The following is a 16026-nucleotide window of genomic DNA, read 5'->3' on the forward strand; positions in this document are numbered from 1 at the left end:
TATTATTCCATTACAAACAAAAAAAAGAGCGGTATATTGTGTAAGATGAATTGTGTAAGATGACTGGAAACAGTATGGATTGACTTCGAATAGGAGGAAGTTTTGGGATTATATGGTTTGGATGGCCAATGATAAAATTGCTCTAAAAAGCTTTCTTCTTGTTTTTTGAAGTCGATACTTCCTTGAGCCATTTCACTTGTGCTCTTGCTTCTTCTAAAGTAACGGGCGGCTGCTTGGATAGTTGCTCCAAACTCAACTTGGCTCTTTCCTGAAAGGATATTTTGTAGTTCATGCTTCAAGGAGTTTTGACAAATATAAAAAATTGTCGTGAAATGGAGTTGACTATCATACCCTAACCCTCGAAGGATTTTTAACCCTTCGAGGGTTTACCTGAGCTTGAAAGCCACAAAAACTGAATACGATTCACAACAATAACGCCTTACTTCGCATAATTGCTTCTATTTTTAACATACTGTTCAAAGGCTATAGATAGGAAAAGACTTTTTGAAAAAAAAGAAGGTATAAAACAAAAAATCCCCGAAAATTAAATTCTCGGGGATGGTTTATTTCACAAAAATGTCTTTCAACTGTCCGATAATGTTACCACTGCCGGAAACGGTAATTTCACCAATTCTATCAGCAATTTTCTCTACATATTCCATCTCCTTCAATTTCCATAACATTTCGTTGTCCTCCATTAATTTGGCGGTGTTCAACATACTTCTCATGGCAGCAGTTTCCTCTCTTCTCATGATGCTGTTGGCTTGGGCTTTCTTTTCAGCCACTAATACTTGGTTCATGATTTCTTTCATATCACCGGGTAAGATGATATCCCTAATACCGGCATCTAAAATTTTCAAACCCAAGGCTTCACTTCTATCCACAGTTTGCTCTAAAATAGCTTGTGCAATACTGTCTTTTCTGCTCAACAATTCATCTAAGGTAAAACCACCCACAAAGGCTCTTAAGACCAACTGCATCATCACATACAATTGCTTGTCAAACGCTTTGTTTTCCACTAAAGCTTTGGTCATATTCACCAATTGATAGCTCACAAAGAAGTTGATTCTCAAGGTTGCTTTGTCTTTTGTCAACAATTCCTGACCGGAAATTTCCATTTGTTGCATTCGGATGTCGGCTGTTTTAACCTCAACTGCAATAGCATTGTTCCAAAAGTAATAACTACCCGCTTGCAACTCTTTTACAAAAGCACCGTTCACAAACAATAAACCTTTTTCATACTCCATCACCTGAAATCTTCTGGTGTAGGGTCTTAACTTACTGTTTTCCAAAAGTGCTTCATTGACAGCTTCTGTGATGGTTACTTTTGATAAATCCACTTTTATGAAACTGTTTGTTTTGTAACCTTTCCAAAAGGCATATCTACCGGTTGTCAATACTTCACTGAAAATACCGTTTACAAAGTACAACGCAATTTGAGCATCGGCTACTTCCACCACTTCCAACATAGAAGCTAAGGTTTCATTTTGTAGCAAAAGGGTTAATTCGATGGGGGCTACGAAAGATTGTCTCATTTCATACACCCTAATTTCTCTGTTGCCAAAAATCCAGTAGTTGCCTTCTTGCAACACGCTTTCTAATTTTCCGTTTTTAAATACCAAACCCACTTGGTAGGCATTCATTGTAATTTTTCTGATCATTTTGATTTTGTTTTACTGTTATTTTTAACCCCATAATTATTCGGCATAAGGCTCAAATTGCCTGATTGCTATACCGCTTCATTTCTTTTTTTAAACTATGGTTTTCTCTAAATAAGTGAAACGCCTTTATAAGCCCAAAAAACTATGTTACTATGTGGTTAATTCTTCATTAATTGTTTTTACTAATAAAAAACCATTGGTCTATGTCCTCAAAAAAAAGGACGGAATAAAGGAGGTTAGCCCAAGTATTTGAATGGTTTCTGACTTATTTTCCGAAAGAAATAGCTTCTCTTTCAGGCAAAGCAAAAAGCAAAAAAACAGTTGCGAAAACGTCGTCTTCATGCAGGTCTTTTTTGGAGTGTGATGGGTTTACGAATAAACCCATCACCAACAAAGACCAATCGTTTTTTTTCTGTCATTCTTTTGGAGAGTGAATGGAACTCTGAATTACTACATTAATAGTGTAGTGCTCTACCCACTGAGCTAACGCATCGGTATGCGTACGGGAATCGAACCCGCGACAACTGATAGTCTACAAGAGCCTAAATCTTGTGCGTTTGTCCACTCCGCCATACTACTTTTGTAGCAACAGGATTCGAACCTGTGAGACCTTGTCGGCAATTTTTTGGAAAACCACCTAAACCTCCAACTCAAGTTGCACAGTACAACATCATTCGCCTGAGCGAAACGAATACTACAAAGGTGCTATACAGAAACACGCAACAGGACTTGCTTAGTATCCTCTAATTCTAAAATCTTCATTCGTTATTCTTCAATTGTTAATCACATTCAAAGATTTCAAAATCACTACGCAGCTAATTTGCGTAACCTATATTTACAGTAAACCCATCGCTTCTTGATGTGCTTTATCCCGGGCATCAATCGCTCCAAACGGACTCCCTTTAAAATAACCGATGTTTTTAAATCCGTTTTCTTCGGTTATCAAAGATTCTTTTTTCGTAATCGCTCCGGTATATTTTGAACCATAATTACCCGTGATTTGCTTGGTGGCCGGATCTACATCACCCCATTTAGGCGTTTTACCATTATAGATGGGTTCCACAAAATAGATGATACCGGTAATCCTAGACTTCATTAAAAATCTACCTGTTTCATCGGTGTTGGTTAAAAACCGTTTTAAAATGTCTGGTCTCATCACATTACTTATTTAAATTAAACATCAACTTGCGGAATAGATTTGAATCGAACAAATACCTTTAGTGCTTCAAACTAACGTGCAACACCTTGTACACCACTATTCCCATTTTGTACTCTGTAAGGGAATCGAACCCTTATTGCTCGGTAGAAAGCCGAGTGAACTAACCGTTATTCGAACAGAGCTTTGGGTGTTTTCGTTCCGAAGCATCGGAAGAACCCTGTTTTGCTGAACCACAATCAGCCGTTTTACCAAATAAACTAAAAACACCATCAGCGGAGAGCAAAGGAATCGAACCTTCACCACACGAATGTGAATCTGATTAGCAGTCAGACGCAACGAACCACTAGTTGACCTACTCTCCAAGTTTGCGGCTTATACGAGAATCGAACTCGTTTCTCCCGAGAGACAGTCGGGAAGGTTAGCCAGTAACCCCAATAAGCCTGTTCCTTTCTACAGAACTTCATGCGATTTTGGAAGGAGTTGAACCTTCAACCTCCGGGTTAACAGCCCATTGCTCTACCGTTGAGCTACAAAATCATTTTTTTATCTTTCAAAAATTCGTCCCGATAACTATCAGGATCCGCGTTCTTTTTATTGCCACGGATTGGACTGATTTAAACAGATTTAATTTTTCCAATTATTCAATTTTTTTTAATCTGTGTTTAAAATTTAGACATAAAAAAAGCACCTCATCAAAGGTGCTTCGTATCATCACAAGGGAATATACTATCCCAAAGACCTATACTTATGCACCTGTTTATTGCTATCTCCAAACTCCACACTTGGATGAAAACTATTTTTACGCTCTATTTGATTTGAATAACACATATTCTATTTTTTATACTTATTAAACTTTCTTATCAATTCTAAACTCCAAACTCCCATCTCCATACTCCCAACCCCATTCTCAAAATTTCCTCTGCAAAGATAAAGTCAAAAAAAACTAACTTCCAAATAAAATTTTAATTTATTTTATTGATTTTCAATTACTTATGCTTATTTTTTAGACAATAAAAACCTGCTCCGTATTCCTACAGATGAGTTGAAATCGTCAAATGCCTGTCTCTCATTTGGTTACTTTTCAAAACTATAATGCAATCATGAGGTTAGTTGTGAAACATTTTTTTAAATTATTTTTCATTTTTTTCATATTCAATCGGTTATAAAACAAAAAAACGCCCTTTTTGCAAAGGACGTTGGTGTATATAAATGCTTTTTTAGCTAAAAAATCAATTCGTTTTTTCTGTAAAAACCATACCAACGTCCATACATTTACTCGGATTTTGCCCGAATAAACGATCACTTTCTATCGAAAGGATGTACATTTTATGTTGGTTGGTGTTTTTCATGATGGGGCAAATGTAGGGAAAAAAGTTAAAATAAAACAAATGGTCAATTTAGAGTGACTTAATTTTTTCTGATTGACAGATGATTACAATTGTCACCCTTCGCCAAACGTTAACAAATTACTATCGGGATCTAGTAGTGAAAACTCTCGCTGTCCCCAAGGTTTAGTTTCCAAAAACCCATTTGGATGTATTCGTACTTTATTATCCAATAAGGTTTGGTAATAATGATCAATGTTATTTACACGAATGTACACCTGACCGTAATTTTGTTCAGGAACAAGATCTGCAAACAGAAAAAAATGAATTTGAATGTTATCTTTTTCTACCATCAAATAGTCAGGATAATCGTGACTTCCGAAAATTTTGAAACCTAACTTTTCTGTATAATACCGAATGGTGATGGTTTTATTCCGCATGGGTAATTTTGGGTGGATTGCTGTGAGCATAACGTTGATTTTATTTAACTAAAATAGTAATTAACGTGAGTTCAATATAAAAACCAAAGAAACATTCACCATTTTACACGAATTACACTAATTAACACGAATTGAAGATGGAATATTATACCAATAAAATCTGATAAATCAGATTTTAATTCGTGAAACTTAATTGTTAAAAATTATGATTCGTGTAAATTCGTGCAATTCGTGTCTAAATTTAAATATAATTACGTCAAAATCACGTTAATTATATTTTTACTTTTAAACACAAATCAATGGAACACGGACTTCGCCTTTACTTCTTTTTTCGGGTACGAGCGAGACACTCGCACTAGAAGGGGATGTAAATTTAAAAAATGTTTTCCGCCAATGTCAAAAAGGGCAAGTAATCAATCTGCTCCCTTGAATACTCGTTCTTGTATTCATTCATCCACTTCTTAATTTCTTTTTTACTTTCTATTCTAAAATCTTGTTGAAAATTATCTTTAAGTTTTACTTCAAAATAATATTCGGTAATTGAATTCTTTTTTCCTTTTATTTCAGTTTTATGTTTATGTTGAATTGATTCAATTTCACCATAATAAGAAGTCAAGTAAAAAAGTTTTGTTCTCCCACCGGAGTAAATAACAATTTTTGAAGCATTATGTAAATCATAAGGAAAACCAATTAAGTTATTTTGCTTGTCAGTGGAATGAAAATAAAATGTTTTCTGTTTTATCAACTTAGCAATATCTTTACTACGAACATAACCCAACACAACTTTTTCTTTCTCTTTAGGCTCCTCCACCAAATACAACTCCAATTGTTTTTTGGTTTCAAAACCACTGATTTTACTGCGGTAACTTTCGGCTAATGTTGGATTTTCAATTTCTAGTTTTCGGTTTTTACTGATTTCTAAAAATTCAGTTTCCATGTCAATCCCTAAAAATCTGCGATTGGAAAGATTAGCGGCAATTCCGGTGGTAGAACTTCCGGTAAACGGATCTAAAATCCATGCACCGGGTTTAGTAGAAGCTAAAATGATTCGGGTTAAAACGGACAATGGTTTTTGTGTGGGATGTTTACCACAACTTTTTTCCCATTTCGCAATAGCAGGCAACTTCCAAACATCTTTCATTTGTTTGTCGCCGTTGAGTTGCTTCATTAACTCATAATTGTAATAATGGGGTACTTTTTCTTTTTTACGAGCCCAAATAATTAACTCGGCAGAGGGAGATAATGACAACATCTTTAAATCTAAATGAAGTTTAATTACATCAAAAAATTAATTATTAAGTTTTATCTTTAGATTATTTATTTTTGATTCTAAAAATTTTAACACATGCTCTATATTGTTTATTGTTTTATTTTCAAATTCAAAAAAAGTCTTATTCATTAAATTTTCCTGAATTACTCTATTAAATTGTTTTTTTATAAATTTTTGAGATTCAATAAATTTGCTTTTTTGAAAATTTAATAAATCATTCTTAGAAAATAAATCCTCTAAAGTAAAGTTCGACCATTCATTATTTATATCACTTAGTAAGAAAACTCGATCTTCGAGATAAATTCCAAAATTTTCTATGTAGCGTTCCTTTTCATTTTTACCAGATTTATCAGAATCCAAAAGTATAATAAAGGGTTTAGCCCAACCTATATATAGACTAATTAAAGTATCAATATTACCAGAACCTGTGCTAGGTGATAAATTTAAATCATATCTGTTTTTAAAAAGTATTTCATTGAAATAAGTAAGAGTATAAAAGTCATTCTTTCCCTCTAAAAAAATACAGTTTGGTATCATTTCTAGATTACTTGGAACATAATCTAATACATCAAGAACAGGTTGAAAATATGCTGTATTGTGAGGATGTAAAGTAGCAAAATCTCTGTATGGAGTTACAGAAATATTAGTTGCTTTAATATTAAAATCTTCAATATTTTCCAAGTCTAAACCCTCATTTTTAACTACATAAGTACTCTCTAACCAGTTTGGATTAATTAAATGGTGACTATGAGTAGTATAAATTATTTTACAATTTTCTAAAAGATTTTCAAAACTTTTTAATAATTGTTTTTGTGCTAGAGAATGTAAATTAGATGCTGGCTCATCAAATAAAAACATTATGTTTTTTGGTTTATCTTTTCTGAAAGGCCTAAATTGAGTCAACAATAAGAAAGTAAAAAACCAACGAAACCCCATTGATCTTTCATTAATTTGATAAATACCGTCACTTGATTCAATTTGAAATTCAAGATAAACCCCGCCTTCATCTTCATAACAATCAATCAATACACTTGTCTCCTTAATATCTCTTTTAAATATTTGATTCCAAGAACTAAAAACAACATCAGTTACTTTCCTATTCATTTTTTTTAAAAGAGTCTCTAAATTTCTTTTATCGTTTTTATCTTCTTTATTTTTAAATCTTTCTATAATATGCTTTTCAATATTAGTATTATTCTCTAAAGTGTATAAAATATCTTGAATTATTTCTTTGTAGAAAATTTGTTTTTTGTTTCCTTCTTGATTGTCTTCCAAATAAATTTTTGATGGAAAATCAAAAAGAAAATTTGGAAAATATAAAATACTAGGAATTAATGACTTACAAAAAACACTTGCTTTAAAATTATCATCCTCTGTTAACTTTTGAAACTTTTTTCCATTATTTTTTTTTCCCGAAATACCTGACCACTTTGACTCAAGTTTTATAAATCTAGAATTTTCAAATTTAAAATACTTAAAGTAGGTAAGTTTTTTTTTTCGTTCTATAGATTTGAATTGAGTATTTTTTTTTATGTATAACTCAATTTCATTTAAATCATCTTCATCAAGAGAAATATCAACTTCTATAATGACTTCACCATTAAAGTTATCCCTTGTATTTATTGGTATTATATTATTATAATCATCAATTATTGCTCCTGGTAATTCTAAATTATTTATAGACTCATCTTTTTGAGCAAACTGGTTAATCGCTTCTAATATAGTAGTTTTACCACTTTCATTTAATCCGATTAATGTGTAAATATTAGCTTGAGGATTTCTATTTAAATCTATCTCTATGTTTTCAATACCTTTAAAATTCTTGATTCTTATTTTTTCAAATTTCATTTCACAAAATTTATTTTCAAACGTTAATTAAAAGAAAAAATCAAATCTAAGAAAATTAAAACATATTGAGTAATTAACAGTCTCATAATATTTTAAATTCTAATACATCTTCAAAAAAATACATTTTCTACTTTTCTCAATCTCAATACCTTACCAAAAAACAATCGTAAAAATCACACACATTGTGTGTATAACTAATTGATAATGATCTATTTGTGTTTTGATATGTCAAAATTTGATCACATCTTTGTGGCAAATCATACGCAAATGGATGTACGCTTTGAACGAACAGAACACACTACGGTAGAGTGGCTCACTCCTCCCGAACTCGTGAAACAGTTGGGTGCGTTCGACCTTGACCCGTGCACGCCCGTTCATCCGCCGTTTGTGCATGCTACGCATAACTTCACCATTCATGACAACGGACTCGCCCAACCGTGGTTCGGGAGAGTGTACCTCAACCCACCCTATGGCAAAGGCATGGAAAAATGGCTCGAAAAATTGAAAATCCACGGCAACGGCATCGCCCTCATCTTTGCCCGCACCGAAACCAAATGCTTTTTTGACCACATTTGGCACGATGCTCATGCCGTTTTATTCGTAAAAGGAAGAATTAAATTCTACACCACCAAAGGCGAACAAAAAGGAACACCCGGTGCTCCCAGTATTTTTATTGCGTATGGGGAAGAAAATGCAGAGTTGCTCAAGAACTCAGGAATAGCAGGTAAATTTTTATACTTGAAATAACTACACGATTTCATAGCAAATAAATTCAGCAACATTGAATTCAGCATCAATTATCCATTCATTTTCAATCAATAATTTTTTTAAAGCCTCCTCTTTATCGTTTACTTCATCAACGATACCAATGACTTGTAAATTTTCAACGTCACTTCCATTGGGTGAAATGGTTTCCCCTTCAGGCGTAATAAATATAAATTTTTTCATGGCTACATGGATTACAATAAAACTTCATACTGTTGTTGCTCAATAATGGTTTCATATTGCTTATTGACCGCTTCATAATCTAAAAATGAAACTCTATTTTCCTTGTTTAAATAAGCAAATGAGGAATATTTAATTTTTTGCAAGTATTCTTGTTTTCTTTTTTTATCGGCTACAATAATCATTCTTGCATAAAAATCTTGAAGGTCATTAAATTTCACTAAAGAATTTTGAATATCAGTACTGTGCTCCACTTCAAAAAAAGAATGAGGCATTTCACGTTCATTAAACCAAATCACATCAACTGTCGAACTCCTTTTTACAATGGATGGATAGGAATAGCCGGGCAAAACATCTAGCGTACTCAACGTTGCTAATTTTTCGTTTAAAAATAATCTGTTTTTATCTTGACTAGGTACAAACGTTTTGAATCCTCTTAAATTACCAATTTTAATCAATAGTCCTTGATAATACGAATGATTAAATTCTTTGATTTCATTTGAATCTTTATTTTGTTCCGTTTCTTGAATAAAACCTTTGTTTTCCAGTTCATTCTTGAAACTAACTAAACCATATAAACCGGGTTTTATTTTGTAGATATTTTTATCGAGTTGAACAATTCGTCGTATGCTGGCAAAAGGGGTTTTAGTTTTCCACTCGCAGTCTTTAATCGTAAAAACCTCTTGATTCAATTGACCCAAAGTTGCAACACCACCTAATCGCTCCAATGTTTGTATGACTGCCTCGTTTTGCTTCATTTTTTCAAAATTTAATTTTTAATAACAAACGCTTTTATGGATTAAATGTTTGACCTTAAAAAGGTTTTACTTGCATCGGTATCAGTAATTCATTTTTCAATCTTCCCCAAACCTACTACTTTTTACGGTGATTATCAAGTGGAAAAATGTAGTATTTTTTAAGTCCTTAGTGAATAGTCCTTAGTCCTTAGTGAGTAGCCAACAGCAACCATTTACCAATTACCAATTTCCAATTACCAATTACCAACTACCTTACCTTCACCACCCAAACCCCTTTCTCTTCCGTTCGAACGGGGAGAAAAGCTCCATCGGTTTCTTCAAAATAGTGTAGCTCAAGGATATACAATGCCTTTCTAGGCTCAACCTCCACCTTTGGAAATCCATACGATAATCCGGTAGTAAACTGTTGCTCAAAATGCCAACCCCCGGAGTGTAACGTTCCCTCCAACGTGTCCCAATCATACGCCACTACGTGCAAACGAAAACCCACCCACAAAACGCCTTCCGGTAGGGTGATATCAAACAACTCTAATCGGTTGTCTTCTACCTTGTAGCCTAAAGGTAAATGGGTCAACGGGTTAAAAGCATATCCATTCAACTTCTGTATTGCTTCTTCATGAGTCAAAGCAGAAGCCAAGGTTCTTTCTCCACGAGGGTGTTGCGTCTCATATACCAACAGCGAACGCATGTGCTTGGTCAAGGCATTCACCACCGCTAAGTTATTGTGCTTGGGTAAAATCCCTGCCAGTAGCACCCGTAAACCTTTACACGCTTTGGAAACCCGCCCAAACTCACTGGCATTTTTCCGGCAATTGGCATACTTAGCACTGTGCAATAACTCCTTTGACGTAAACCCCGATATTTCGCGTATAATCAGCTCCTCGCCTAACTTGTATAGCACATACTGATCCAATATACGTTTAGGTATCTTCCCCGAATAGGATTTGATTCTTGCCATGGTGTTTTCGTTTAAAAAAGGGTATATTATCATCCCACATCTTAGGGTTGTGGTACTACAAAAATAGGAAAAATAATATATTATTGTAAAATAAATTATATAAATTACTGAATATAAATACATTAATACCAAAAATACAAAAACGGAGCAAAGGAGGTTACAAATCAATTTTCAATTATTTCACAAAAAATAGGCTCAAAAACGAAGAAAGTACTCTTCCGCAACAGCTTGATTTCATTGAGAACAGGCTAATTCAGTACGGTTGCGAGTAGCATTGCACCTTCCTTGGGGATGCTTCGTATTTCCTTCGGGTTTGCTTCGGGTTTGGTTCGGGTTTGGTTCGGGGTTGTGGTACCCTTTGTTGAAGTCGCCTTTTCAAAAAAAGTACCTTTTCCGAAAGAATGTAAAATTGATGTGCTATGAAACCACTAAAATAAGTAAAATACACTTTATTTTGCCTAAAAAACCCCAATCACAATCCAAAAAAAATCCAAACACTTTTTCAAGTATTTGGATCTATAGTCAAATGATCTGTTTATTATTGAAGTGGCAAAAACACCTCCGCCATCATACATCGGGCACTTCCACCTCCACAGGCTTCAATGGTATCCAAATTGGCGTGCAAAATTTCACAATGTTGTTCAATTTTATGAATTTGGGCTTTCGTTAGACTTTGGTATGCCGAATTGCTCATCACTAAATAGCGTTTGTCATCTTTGCCTTTTACCTGCAGCATGTTTCCGGCAAAGTTATTTACTTGGTCTTCGGTGACTAAAATAATGTCTTTCCCGTCGGCTTTCAAATTGTCTAACACCATTTTGCGTTCTTGTTTGTCGTCAATGCAATCCGCACAAATCACAGCAAAAGTCTCGGCAATACACATCATCACGTTGGTATGATACATGTGTTTGCGTTCGCCGTTCACGGTTTGGTAGGCTTCAAATATCACCGGAGCCAAATCAAAATCTTCACAAAACTCGATGAACAATTCTTCATCTGCTCGGGGCGAAAGAGCACAATAGGCTTTTCCGTTATCGCGGTCTAAGACAATACTTCCCGTTCCTTCCAAAAAGAAGCCGTCTTCTTCGGCAGAAGTATAATCCATAATTTCGTTAATCACGAAGCCTTTATCTTCCAAAATATCCAAAATATCTTCCCGACGTTCTGCTCTTCGATTTTCAGCAAACATAGGATACAACGTCACATCTCCATTCTCATGGAAGGAAATCCAGTTGTTGGGAAAAATACTGTCGGGAGTATCCGGGTCAAGCGTATCTTCTACCACAATCACGTTTACGCCTACTTTGCGTAGTTTCTCTACAAAGGCATCAAACTCGTTTTGAGCCTTGGCATTTACCGTTGAAGGAGTGGTGTTTTCTAATACTTTTTGGTAATAATTATTTACGGCCGTTTGCTCGTTCATTCTGAAGGCAACGGGACGGATCATGAGGATGGAATTGGTGGTTTGGTTCATTTTTTTGTGGTGATGGGTGAATGGTGATGGGTGATGGGTTAATGGTAATGGGTAATGGGTTAATGGTAATGGGTAATGGGTTAATGGTGATGGATTAATACTTCATTATTCGTTATTCAACATTCATCGGTTCGTTGTTAAATATGGGTTACTACTTCATTATTCGTTATGCTACATTCATCGGTTCGTTGTTAAATATGGTTACTACTTCAATATTCGTTATGCTACATTCATCGGTTCGTTGTTACATTTTGAAAATCGATTAATGAATATTGATTGTTGAATTATTCATCTAAATTTATAATTTTTGTCTTTTTAAACTACAACCATTTTGCTTCTTCACAGTGGTTGTTGAGAATATTTGTTATTAAATAATTTCAGCCTTTTTGTTCAAAAAAAATATACCAAGTTGTTCGAGAATTGGAATTGTAAAAGATGTAATTGCTCCCGAAATTAGTTAATGTTATTGGTGTTTTTTTGGATGGAAAATTTTTGATATTTTGAAAAATAAAATCGTAAATATCTATTACATACATTTCAGCACTTTCAATAAAGCCAAAATATTCTTTCTTGTATAAAATTTCGATTAAATCGTCCAAATAATTTAACGCTTCATCAGAAATTACAACATTCATTTTGACCAATATTTTCGAATTTTTTCTATCGATCGTTTCTTCGCTTCTTCTAAAGGAATTCCTTTTTTAAATTCTTCGTCAAAATTAAACGTTGCTTTTTGTTTTATCATCGTCAACTCATGCAACATTTTTTCGTCATTTAAATTAGAAATCCAATCGATTAGCTCTTTTTTTGAGGTTACAGTTCCCATAAAACAATATTTTGGAATACCAAATATAACAATTATTTCAATAAAATTATACTATTTACAAATCAACAACATTGTCTGACAACGAATCATAAAGCCTATTGTCTGGTAATTATTATGTTGAAATTTCTTCATTTGAATAATACTTCATTATTCGTTATTCAACATTCATCGGTTCGTTGTTACATTTTGAAAATCGATTAACGAATATAGAATGTAGAATTATTCATTTAAATTTATAATTATTGTCTATTAAAACTACAACCATTTTGCTTCTTCACAGTGGTTGTTGAGAATATTTGTTATTAAATAATTTGAGCCTTTTTGTTCAAAAAAAATATACCAAGTTGTTCGAGAATTGGAATTGTAAAAGATGTAATTGCTCCCGAAATTAGTTAATGCTATTGGTGTTTTTTTGGATGGAAAATTTTTGATATTTTGTTCAACAAAATCTACAATGTTGTCTTTGTATAATTCCGCATTTTCAAGATACGAAAAGTAATCTTCTTTGAAAAGAATAAAAACTAAATGAAATAGAAACTCTTCAACATCCGGTTTATACAGAATATTTACTTTTTCCATGGTAAAGCTTTAAGCCTGTCTGAAAGCCTTTTTTTTAATTCTTCTCCTGTTATTCCTTTTTTAAATTCTTCGTCAAAATTAAACGTTGCTTTTTGTTTTATCATCGTCAACTCTTGCAACATTTTTTCGTCATTTAAATTAGAAATCCAATCGATTAGTTCTTTTTTGGAGGTTGCAGTTCCCATAAAATAAGATTTTGGAATACCAAATATAACAATTATTTCTATAATTTTAAACTATTCACAAATCAACGGTATTCGCAAGTAACGAACGATGATGCCTGTTTCTCGTTAATTATTAAGTTTTGAATTTCTTCAATTGTAAAACACTTCAAAATTCCTTATTCAACCTTCTTCAATTCATTATTATCAAATACAATCATTTTAATTTTGAATATCGATTAACGAATGAAGAATGCAGAACTATTTATCCCTCACCAAAGGCAAAGTCGAACATCTTAAAAGTCCCTCCTGCTTGGCAATTTCTGCATATGGGATTTCTTCTACGGTGAAACCGTTTTCACGAAGCCAGTTGTTTAGGCGGGTGAAATTCTTTTCAGAAACTACTACATCCGGTGCGATGGAAAACACATTGGAATTCATGTTGTACATTTCATCTCGGGTGATGTGAAACAGATTTTCTTTCCCGAAAAGGTTGACTAAAAACACATAATCCGCTTCTTCACGGAAACCGCTTTTGTAGATGATTCCTTTGTTGGTGCCAACGGGTTGAAAGCAACAATCGAGATGCAAGGCATTATCTCTCGCTTCTAATTTCGATTTCACTAAGTCAAACTCTTTTACTTTTTTGTGGGGAAATAGTTGTTTGATGTATTCCACACCTTGCATATTCGTGCGAGCCGTAATGTAATCTTTGTAATCGGAACCTTTGTAGGTGCCAATGAAAATATAATCATTCCACAACATGACATCGCCCCCTTCAATGTGTACTTCCTCCGGCGGACGAACGACTTTTTTCGGGTCGATGTGGTCAATCACGTATTGAATGGCATCCAATTCTTTTTCTCTGTCGGGTAAGATGTTGGCTTTAATAAACACATCATCAATCACAAAACCAATATCACGACTAAAAATTTGGTTATAATTGGGAATAATATCCGGACGGAATACTTCCACGTCGTATTTTTTGAACACTTGATTAAATGCTTCCATTTCGTTGACCATATCGGCTTCAACGGGATAGGTTCCGGCTAGAATGTGTTCAAGTGATTTTGGGTCATAGGCTTCTTCGGCGGTGGGTGTTGGACCATTATTTACGGCGGTTCCTAACACCACAGCCCTCAATCGGGACGTTTCATTTTGAATATGGAGTGGTAGCATATACTTGCTTTTGACTTTTTACAAAGATAAAAAAAGGCTTTCCAAAAGCAATGTTTTTAAAGTATTAATAATTTTGGAGGTTTGATTTTACGATTTCTTAAAAAAAGAAAGCCTTCTTGTAGGAAGGCTTTCTAAAGTAATTTATATTATGACGATTATCTTTTCTCCATCGCAACGAAATCTCTCAACGGATGTCCCACATACACTTGACGTGGTCTTCCGATTGGTTCTTTGTTGATACGCATTTCTTTCCATTGAGCAATCCAGCCCGGTAAACGACCGATGGCAAACATTACGGTAAACATTTCGGTTGGAATACCTAACGCACGGTAAATGATTCCGGAGTAGAAGTCAACGTTTGGATATAAGTTTCTCGCTTTGAAGTAATCGTCTTCTAAGGCTACTTTTTCCAATTGTTTCGCGATATCCAATAATGGATCATCTACGCCAAGAGCGGTTAATACATCATCGGCTGCTTTTTTGATGATGGTTGCACGTGGGTCAAAGTTTTTATACACACGGTGACCAAATCCCATCAAACGGAATGGATCATCTTTATCTTTTGCTTTTAAAACAAACTTGGCTACATCGCCACCGTTTTTGTGAATTTCTTCTAACATTTCCAATACTGCTTGATTGGCTCCACCGTGAAGTGGTCCCCATAAAGCAGAAACACCGGCAGAAATAGAAGCAAACAATCCGGCATGTGAAGAACCAACGATTCTTACGGTTGACGTAGAACAGTTTTGCTCATGGTCAGCGTGAAGGATAAATAACTTATCTAACGCTTGCACCACTACCGGGTCAATTTTATAAGGGCCGGTTGGCAACTCATACATCAAATGCATGAAGTTTTCCACATATCCTTTTGTATTATCATAATAATTCAACGGATAACCCATTGACTTACGGTACGTCCAAGTAGCAATCACCAAGAATTTACCCATGGTTTTGCATACCGCTTCATACATTTCTTTTTCGTTGTGTGGATTAACCGACTTTGGATTAAAAGCAGTTAATGCACTGGTTAACGAAGCTAACACACCCATTGGGTGAGCTGTTTTTGGAAAACCGTCGATGATGTTTTTCATCTCTTCGTTTACCAAGGTATATTTGCGAATATCGTTTTCAAATTTTTCTAATTGCGTTTTGGAAGGTAATTCTCCAAAAATCAACAAATAAGAAACTTCTAAGAAATCGGCTTTTTCGGCTAAATCTTCAATAGAATATCCACGGTAGCGAAGGATTCCTTCTTCACCATCTAAAAAAGTAATTTCACTTTTGCACGAACCGGAGTTTTTATAACCCGGGTCAAGCGTAATCGCACCGGTTAAGGCACGTAATTGTTCGATGTCGATGGCAGGTTCATTTTCACTTCCAACTATTACCGGAAACTCATACTCTTTACCTTCGTACGTTAATATGGCTGTTTTTGACATGATT

At 34.4% G+C, this 16026-nt stretch carries 16 protein-coding genes, 3 tRNA genes and 1 pseudogene; 1 reads left to right on the forward strand and 19 read right to left on the reverse strand.

Translation table 11 applies throughout. From position 1 onward, the window contains the following. Nucleotides 1–2: 2 nt before the first annotated feature. From H601_RS16455 to H601_RS0103845, 9 genes and pseudogenes are all read right to left on the reverse strand, one after another. The gene (locus H601_RS16455) at nt 3–299 is read right to left on the reverse strand and encodes a hypothetical protein (RefSeq protein ID WP_156900339.1); all 297 of its coding nucleotides are present in this window, start codon (nt 297–299) and stop codon (nt 3–5) included. Nucleotides 300–563: 264 nt separating this feature from the next. Next, nucleotides 564–1661 (reverse strand): slipin family protein, encoded by a 1098-nt coding sequence (locus tag H601_RS0103805; protein ID WP_026710271.1) that lies wholly within the window; start codon nt 1659–1661, stop codon nt 564–566. Between the two features lie 501 nt (nt 1662–2162). Further along, nucleotides 2163–2232: transfer RNA gene (locus tag H601_RS16460), tRNA-Leu, on the reverse strand. A gap of 264 nt (nt 2233–2496) precedes the next feature. Then, nucleotides 2497–2817 (reverse strand): hypothetical protein, encoded by a 321-nt coding sequence (locus tag H601_RS0103820; RefSeq protein WP_035655512.1) that lies wholly within the window; start codon nt 2815–2817, stop codon nt 2497–2499. Between the two features lie 276 nt (nt 2818–3093). Beyond that, a tRNA-Ser gene (locus H601_RS16465) sits at nt 3094–3181 on the reverse strand. Nucleotides 3182–3285: 104 nt separating this feature from the next. Next, nucleotides 3286–3357, reverse strand: a tRNA-Asn gene (locus tag H601_RS0103825). A gap of 904 nt (nt 3358–4261) precedes the next feature. Continuing rightward, entirely contained in the window at nt 4262–4615 is a 354-nt protein-coding gene (locus H601_RS0103835; RefSeq protein WP_026710273.1) for a bleomycin resistance protein, read from the reverse strand. A gap of 820 nt (nt 4616–5435) precedes the next feature. Beyond that, nucleotides 5436–5819 (reverse strand): annotated as a pseudogene (locus tag H601_RS16470) (DNA-methyltransferase); the annotation flags it as partial. 54 nt (nt 5820–5873) lie between these two features. After that, complete coding sequence (locus H601_RS0103845; RefSeq protein WP_026710274.1) at nt 5874–7703, reverse strand: AAA family ATPase; 1830 nt, start codon at nt 7701–7703, stop codon at nt 5874–5876. Between the two features lie 225 nt (nt 7704–7928). Here H601_RS0103845 and H601_RS0103850 point away from each other — a divergent pair, with 225 nt between their 5' ends. Then, entirely contained in the window at nt 7929–8450 is a 522-nt protein-coding gene (locus H601_RS0103850) for a DNA N-6-adenine-methyltransferase (RefSeq protein ID WP_211223534.1), read from the forward strand. On the opposite strand, the gene H601_RS0103855 is transcribed toward H601_RS0103850, so the two are convergent. The 10 genes from H601_RS0103855 to H601_RS0103905 form a co-directional block, all read right to left on the reverse strand. Continuing rightward, on the reverse strand, nt 8451–8651 hold the full coding sequence (locus tag H601_RS0103855; RefSeq protein WP_026710276.1) for a hypothetical protein: 201 nt from the start codon (nt 8649–8651) through the stop codon (nt 8451–8453). It abuts the gene before it with no gap. Nucleotides 8652–8662: 11 nt separating this feature from the next. After that, on the reverse strand, nt 8663–9406 hold the full coding sequence (locus tag H601_RS0103860; RefSeq protein ID WP_026710277.1) for a hypothetical protein: 744 nt from the start codon (nt 9404–9406) through the stop codon (nt 8663–8665). Nucleotides 9407–9653: 247 nt separating this feature from the next. After that, on the reverse strand, nt 9654–10364 hold the full coding sequence (locus H601_RS0103865; RefSeq protein WP_156900340.1) for a hypothetical protein: 711 nt from the start codon (nt 10362–10364) through the stop codon (nt 9654–9656). Between the two features lie 538 nt (nt 10365–10902). Further along, on the reverse strand, nt 10903–11838 hold the full coding sequence (gene ctlX / locus H601_RS0103875; RefSeq protein ID WP_026710279.1) for a citrulline utilization hydrolase CtlX: 936 nt from the start codon (nt 11836–11838) through the stop codon (nt 10903–10905). Between the two features lie 377 nt (nt 11839–12215). After that, entirely contained in the window at nt 12216–12473 is a 258-nt protein-coding gene (locus tag H601_RS15195; protein WP_035655513.1) for a hypothetical protein, read from the reverse strand. Continuing rightward, complete coding sequence (locus tag H601_RS0103885; RefSeq protein WP_026710280.1) at nt 12470–12664, reverse strand: hypothetical protein; 195 nt, start codon at nt 12662–12664, stop codon at nt 12470–12472. Before H601_RS0103885 ends, H601_RS15195 begins: the two co-directional genes overlap by 4 nt. Before the next feature lie 255 nt (nt 12665–12919). Continuing rightward, on the reverse strand, nt 12920–13243 hold the full coding sequence (locus H601_RS0103890) for a hypothetical protein (RefSeq protein WP_026710281.1): 324 nt from the start codon (nt 13241–13243) through the stop codon (nt 12920–12922). Next, nucleotides 13231–13428 (reverse strand): hypothetical protein, encoded by a 198-nt coding sequence (locus H601_RS0103895; protein WP_026710282.1) that lies wholly within the window; start codon nt 13426–13428, stop codon nt 13231–13233. The genes H601_RS0103890 and H601_RS0103895 overlap by 13 nt, the downstream gene beginning before the upstream one ends. 237 nt (nt 13429–13665) lie before the next feature. Further along, nucleotides 13666–14583 (reverse strand): dimethylarginine dimethylaminohydrolase family protein, encoded by a 918-nt coding sequence (locus H601_RS0103900; protein WP_026710283.1) that lies wholly within the window; start codon nt 14581–14583, stop codon nt 13666–13668. Nucleotides 14584–14738: 155 nt separating this feature from the next. Next, on the reverse strand, nt 14739–16022 hold the full coding sequence (locus tag H601_RS0103905) for a citrate synthase (protein ID WP_026710284.1): 1284 nt from the start codon (nt 16020–16022) through the stop codon (nt 14739–14741). Between the last annotated feature and the right edge of the window lie 4 nt (nt 16023–16026).

This window comes from Flavobacterium filum DSM 17961 (assembly GCF_000425465.1).
In the GTDB taxonomy this organism is placed as follows: domain Bacteria; phylum Bacteroidota; class Bacteroidia; order Flavobacteriales; family Flavobacteriaceae; genus Flavobacterium; species Flavobacterium filum.

What these genes read in the sequence shown, in the direction of transcription:
- H601_RS0103805 (WP_026710271.1), bottom strand. Translation starts at nt 1,661, where the DNA reads ATGATCAGAAAAATTACAATGAATGCCTACCAAGTGGGTTTGGTATTT.
- H601_RS0103835 (WP_026710273.1), bottom strand. Translation starts at nt 4,615, where the DNA reads ATGCTCACAGCAATCCACCCAAAATTACCCATGCGGAATAAAACCATC.
- H601_RS0103905 (WP_026710284.1), bottom strand. Translation starts at nt 16,022, where the DNA reads ATGTCAAAAACAGCCATATTAACGTACGAAGGTAAAGAGTATGAGTTT.
- H601_RS0103820 (WP_035655512.1), bottom strand. Translation starts at nt 2,817, where the DNA reads ATGAGACCAGACATTTTAAAACGGTTTTTAACCAACACCGATGAAACA.
- ctlX (WP_026710279.1), bottom strand. Translation starts at nt 11,838, where the DNA reads ATGAACCAAACCACCAATTCCATCCTCATGATCCGTCCCGTTGCCTTC.
- H601_RS0103845 (WP_026710274.1), bottom strand. Translation starts at nt 7,703, where the DNA reads ATGAAATTTGAAAAAATAAGAATCAAGAATTTTAAAGGTATTGAAAAC.
- H601_RS0103895 (WP_026710282.1), bottom strand. Translation starts at nt 13,428, where the DNA reads ATGGGAACTGCAACCTCCAAAAAAGAACTAATCGATTGGATTTCTAAT.
- H601_RS0103900 (WP_026710283.1), bottom strand. Translation starts at nt 14,583, where the DNA reads ATGCTACCACTCCATATTCAAAATGAAACGTCCCGATTGAGGGCTGTG.
- H601_RS15195 (WP_035655513.1), bottom strand. Translation starts at nt 12,473, where the DNA reads ATGAATGTTGTAATTTCTGATGAAGCGTTAAATTATTTGGACGATTTA.
- H601_RS0103855 (WP_026710276.1), bottom strand. Translation starts at nt 8,651, where the DNA reads ATGAAAAAATTTATATTTATTACGCCTGAAGGGGAAACCATTTCACCC.
- H601_RS0103885 (WP_026710280.1), bottom strand. Translation starts at nt 12,664, where the DNA reads ATGGGAACTGTAACCTCAAAAAAAGAGCTAATCGATTGGATTTCTAAT.
- H601_RS0103890 (WP_026710281.1), bottom strand. Translation starts at nt 13,243, where the DNA reads ATGGAAAAAGTAAATATTCTGTATAAACCGGATGTTGAAGAGTTTCTA.
- H601_RS0103850 (WP_211223534.1), top strand. Translation starts at nt 7,929, where the DNA reads ATGTCAAAATTTGATCACATCTTTGTGGCAAATCATACGCAAATGGAT.
- H601_RS0103865 (WP_156900340.1), bottom strand. Translation starts at nt 10,364, where the DNA reads ATGGCAAGAATCAAATCCTATTCGGGGAAGATACCTAAACGTATATTG.
- H601_RS0103860 (WP_026710277.1), bottom strand. Translation starts at nt 9,406, where the DNA reads ATGAAGCAAAACGAGGCAGTCATACAAACATTGGAGCGATTAGGTGGT.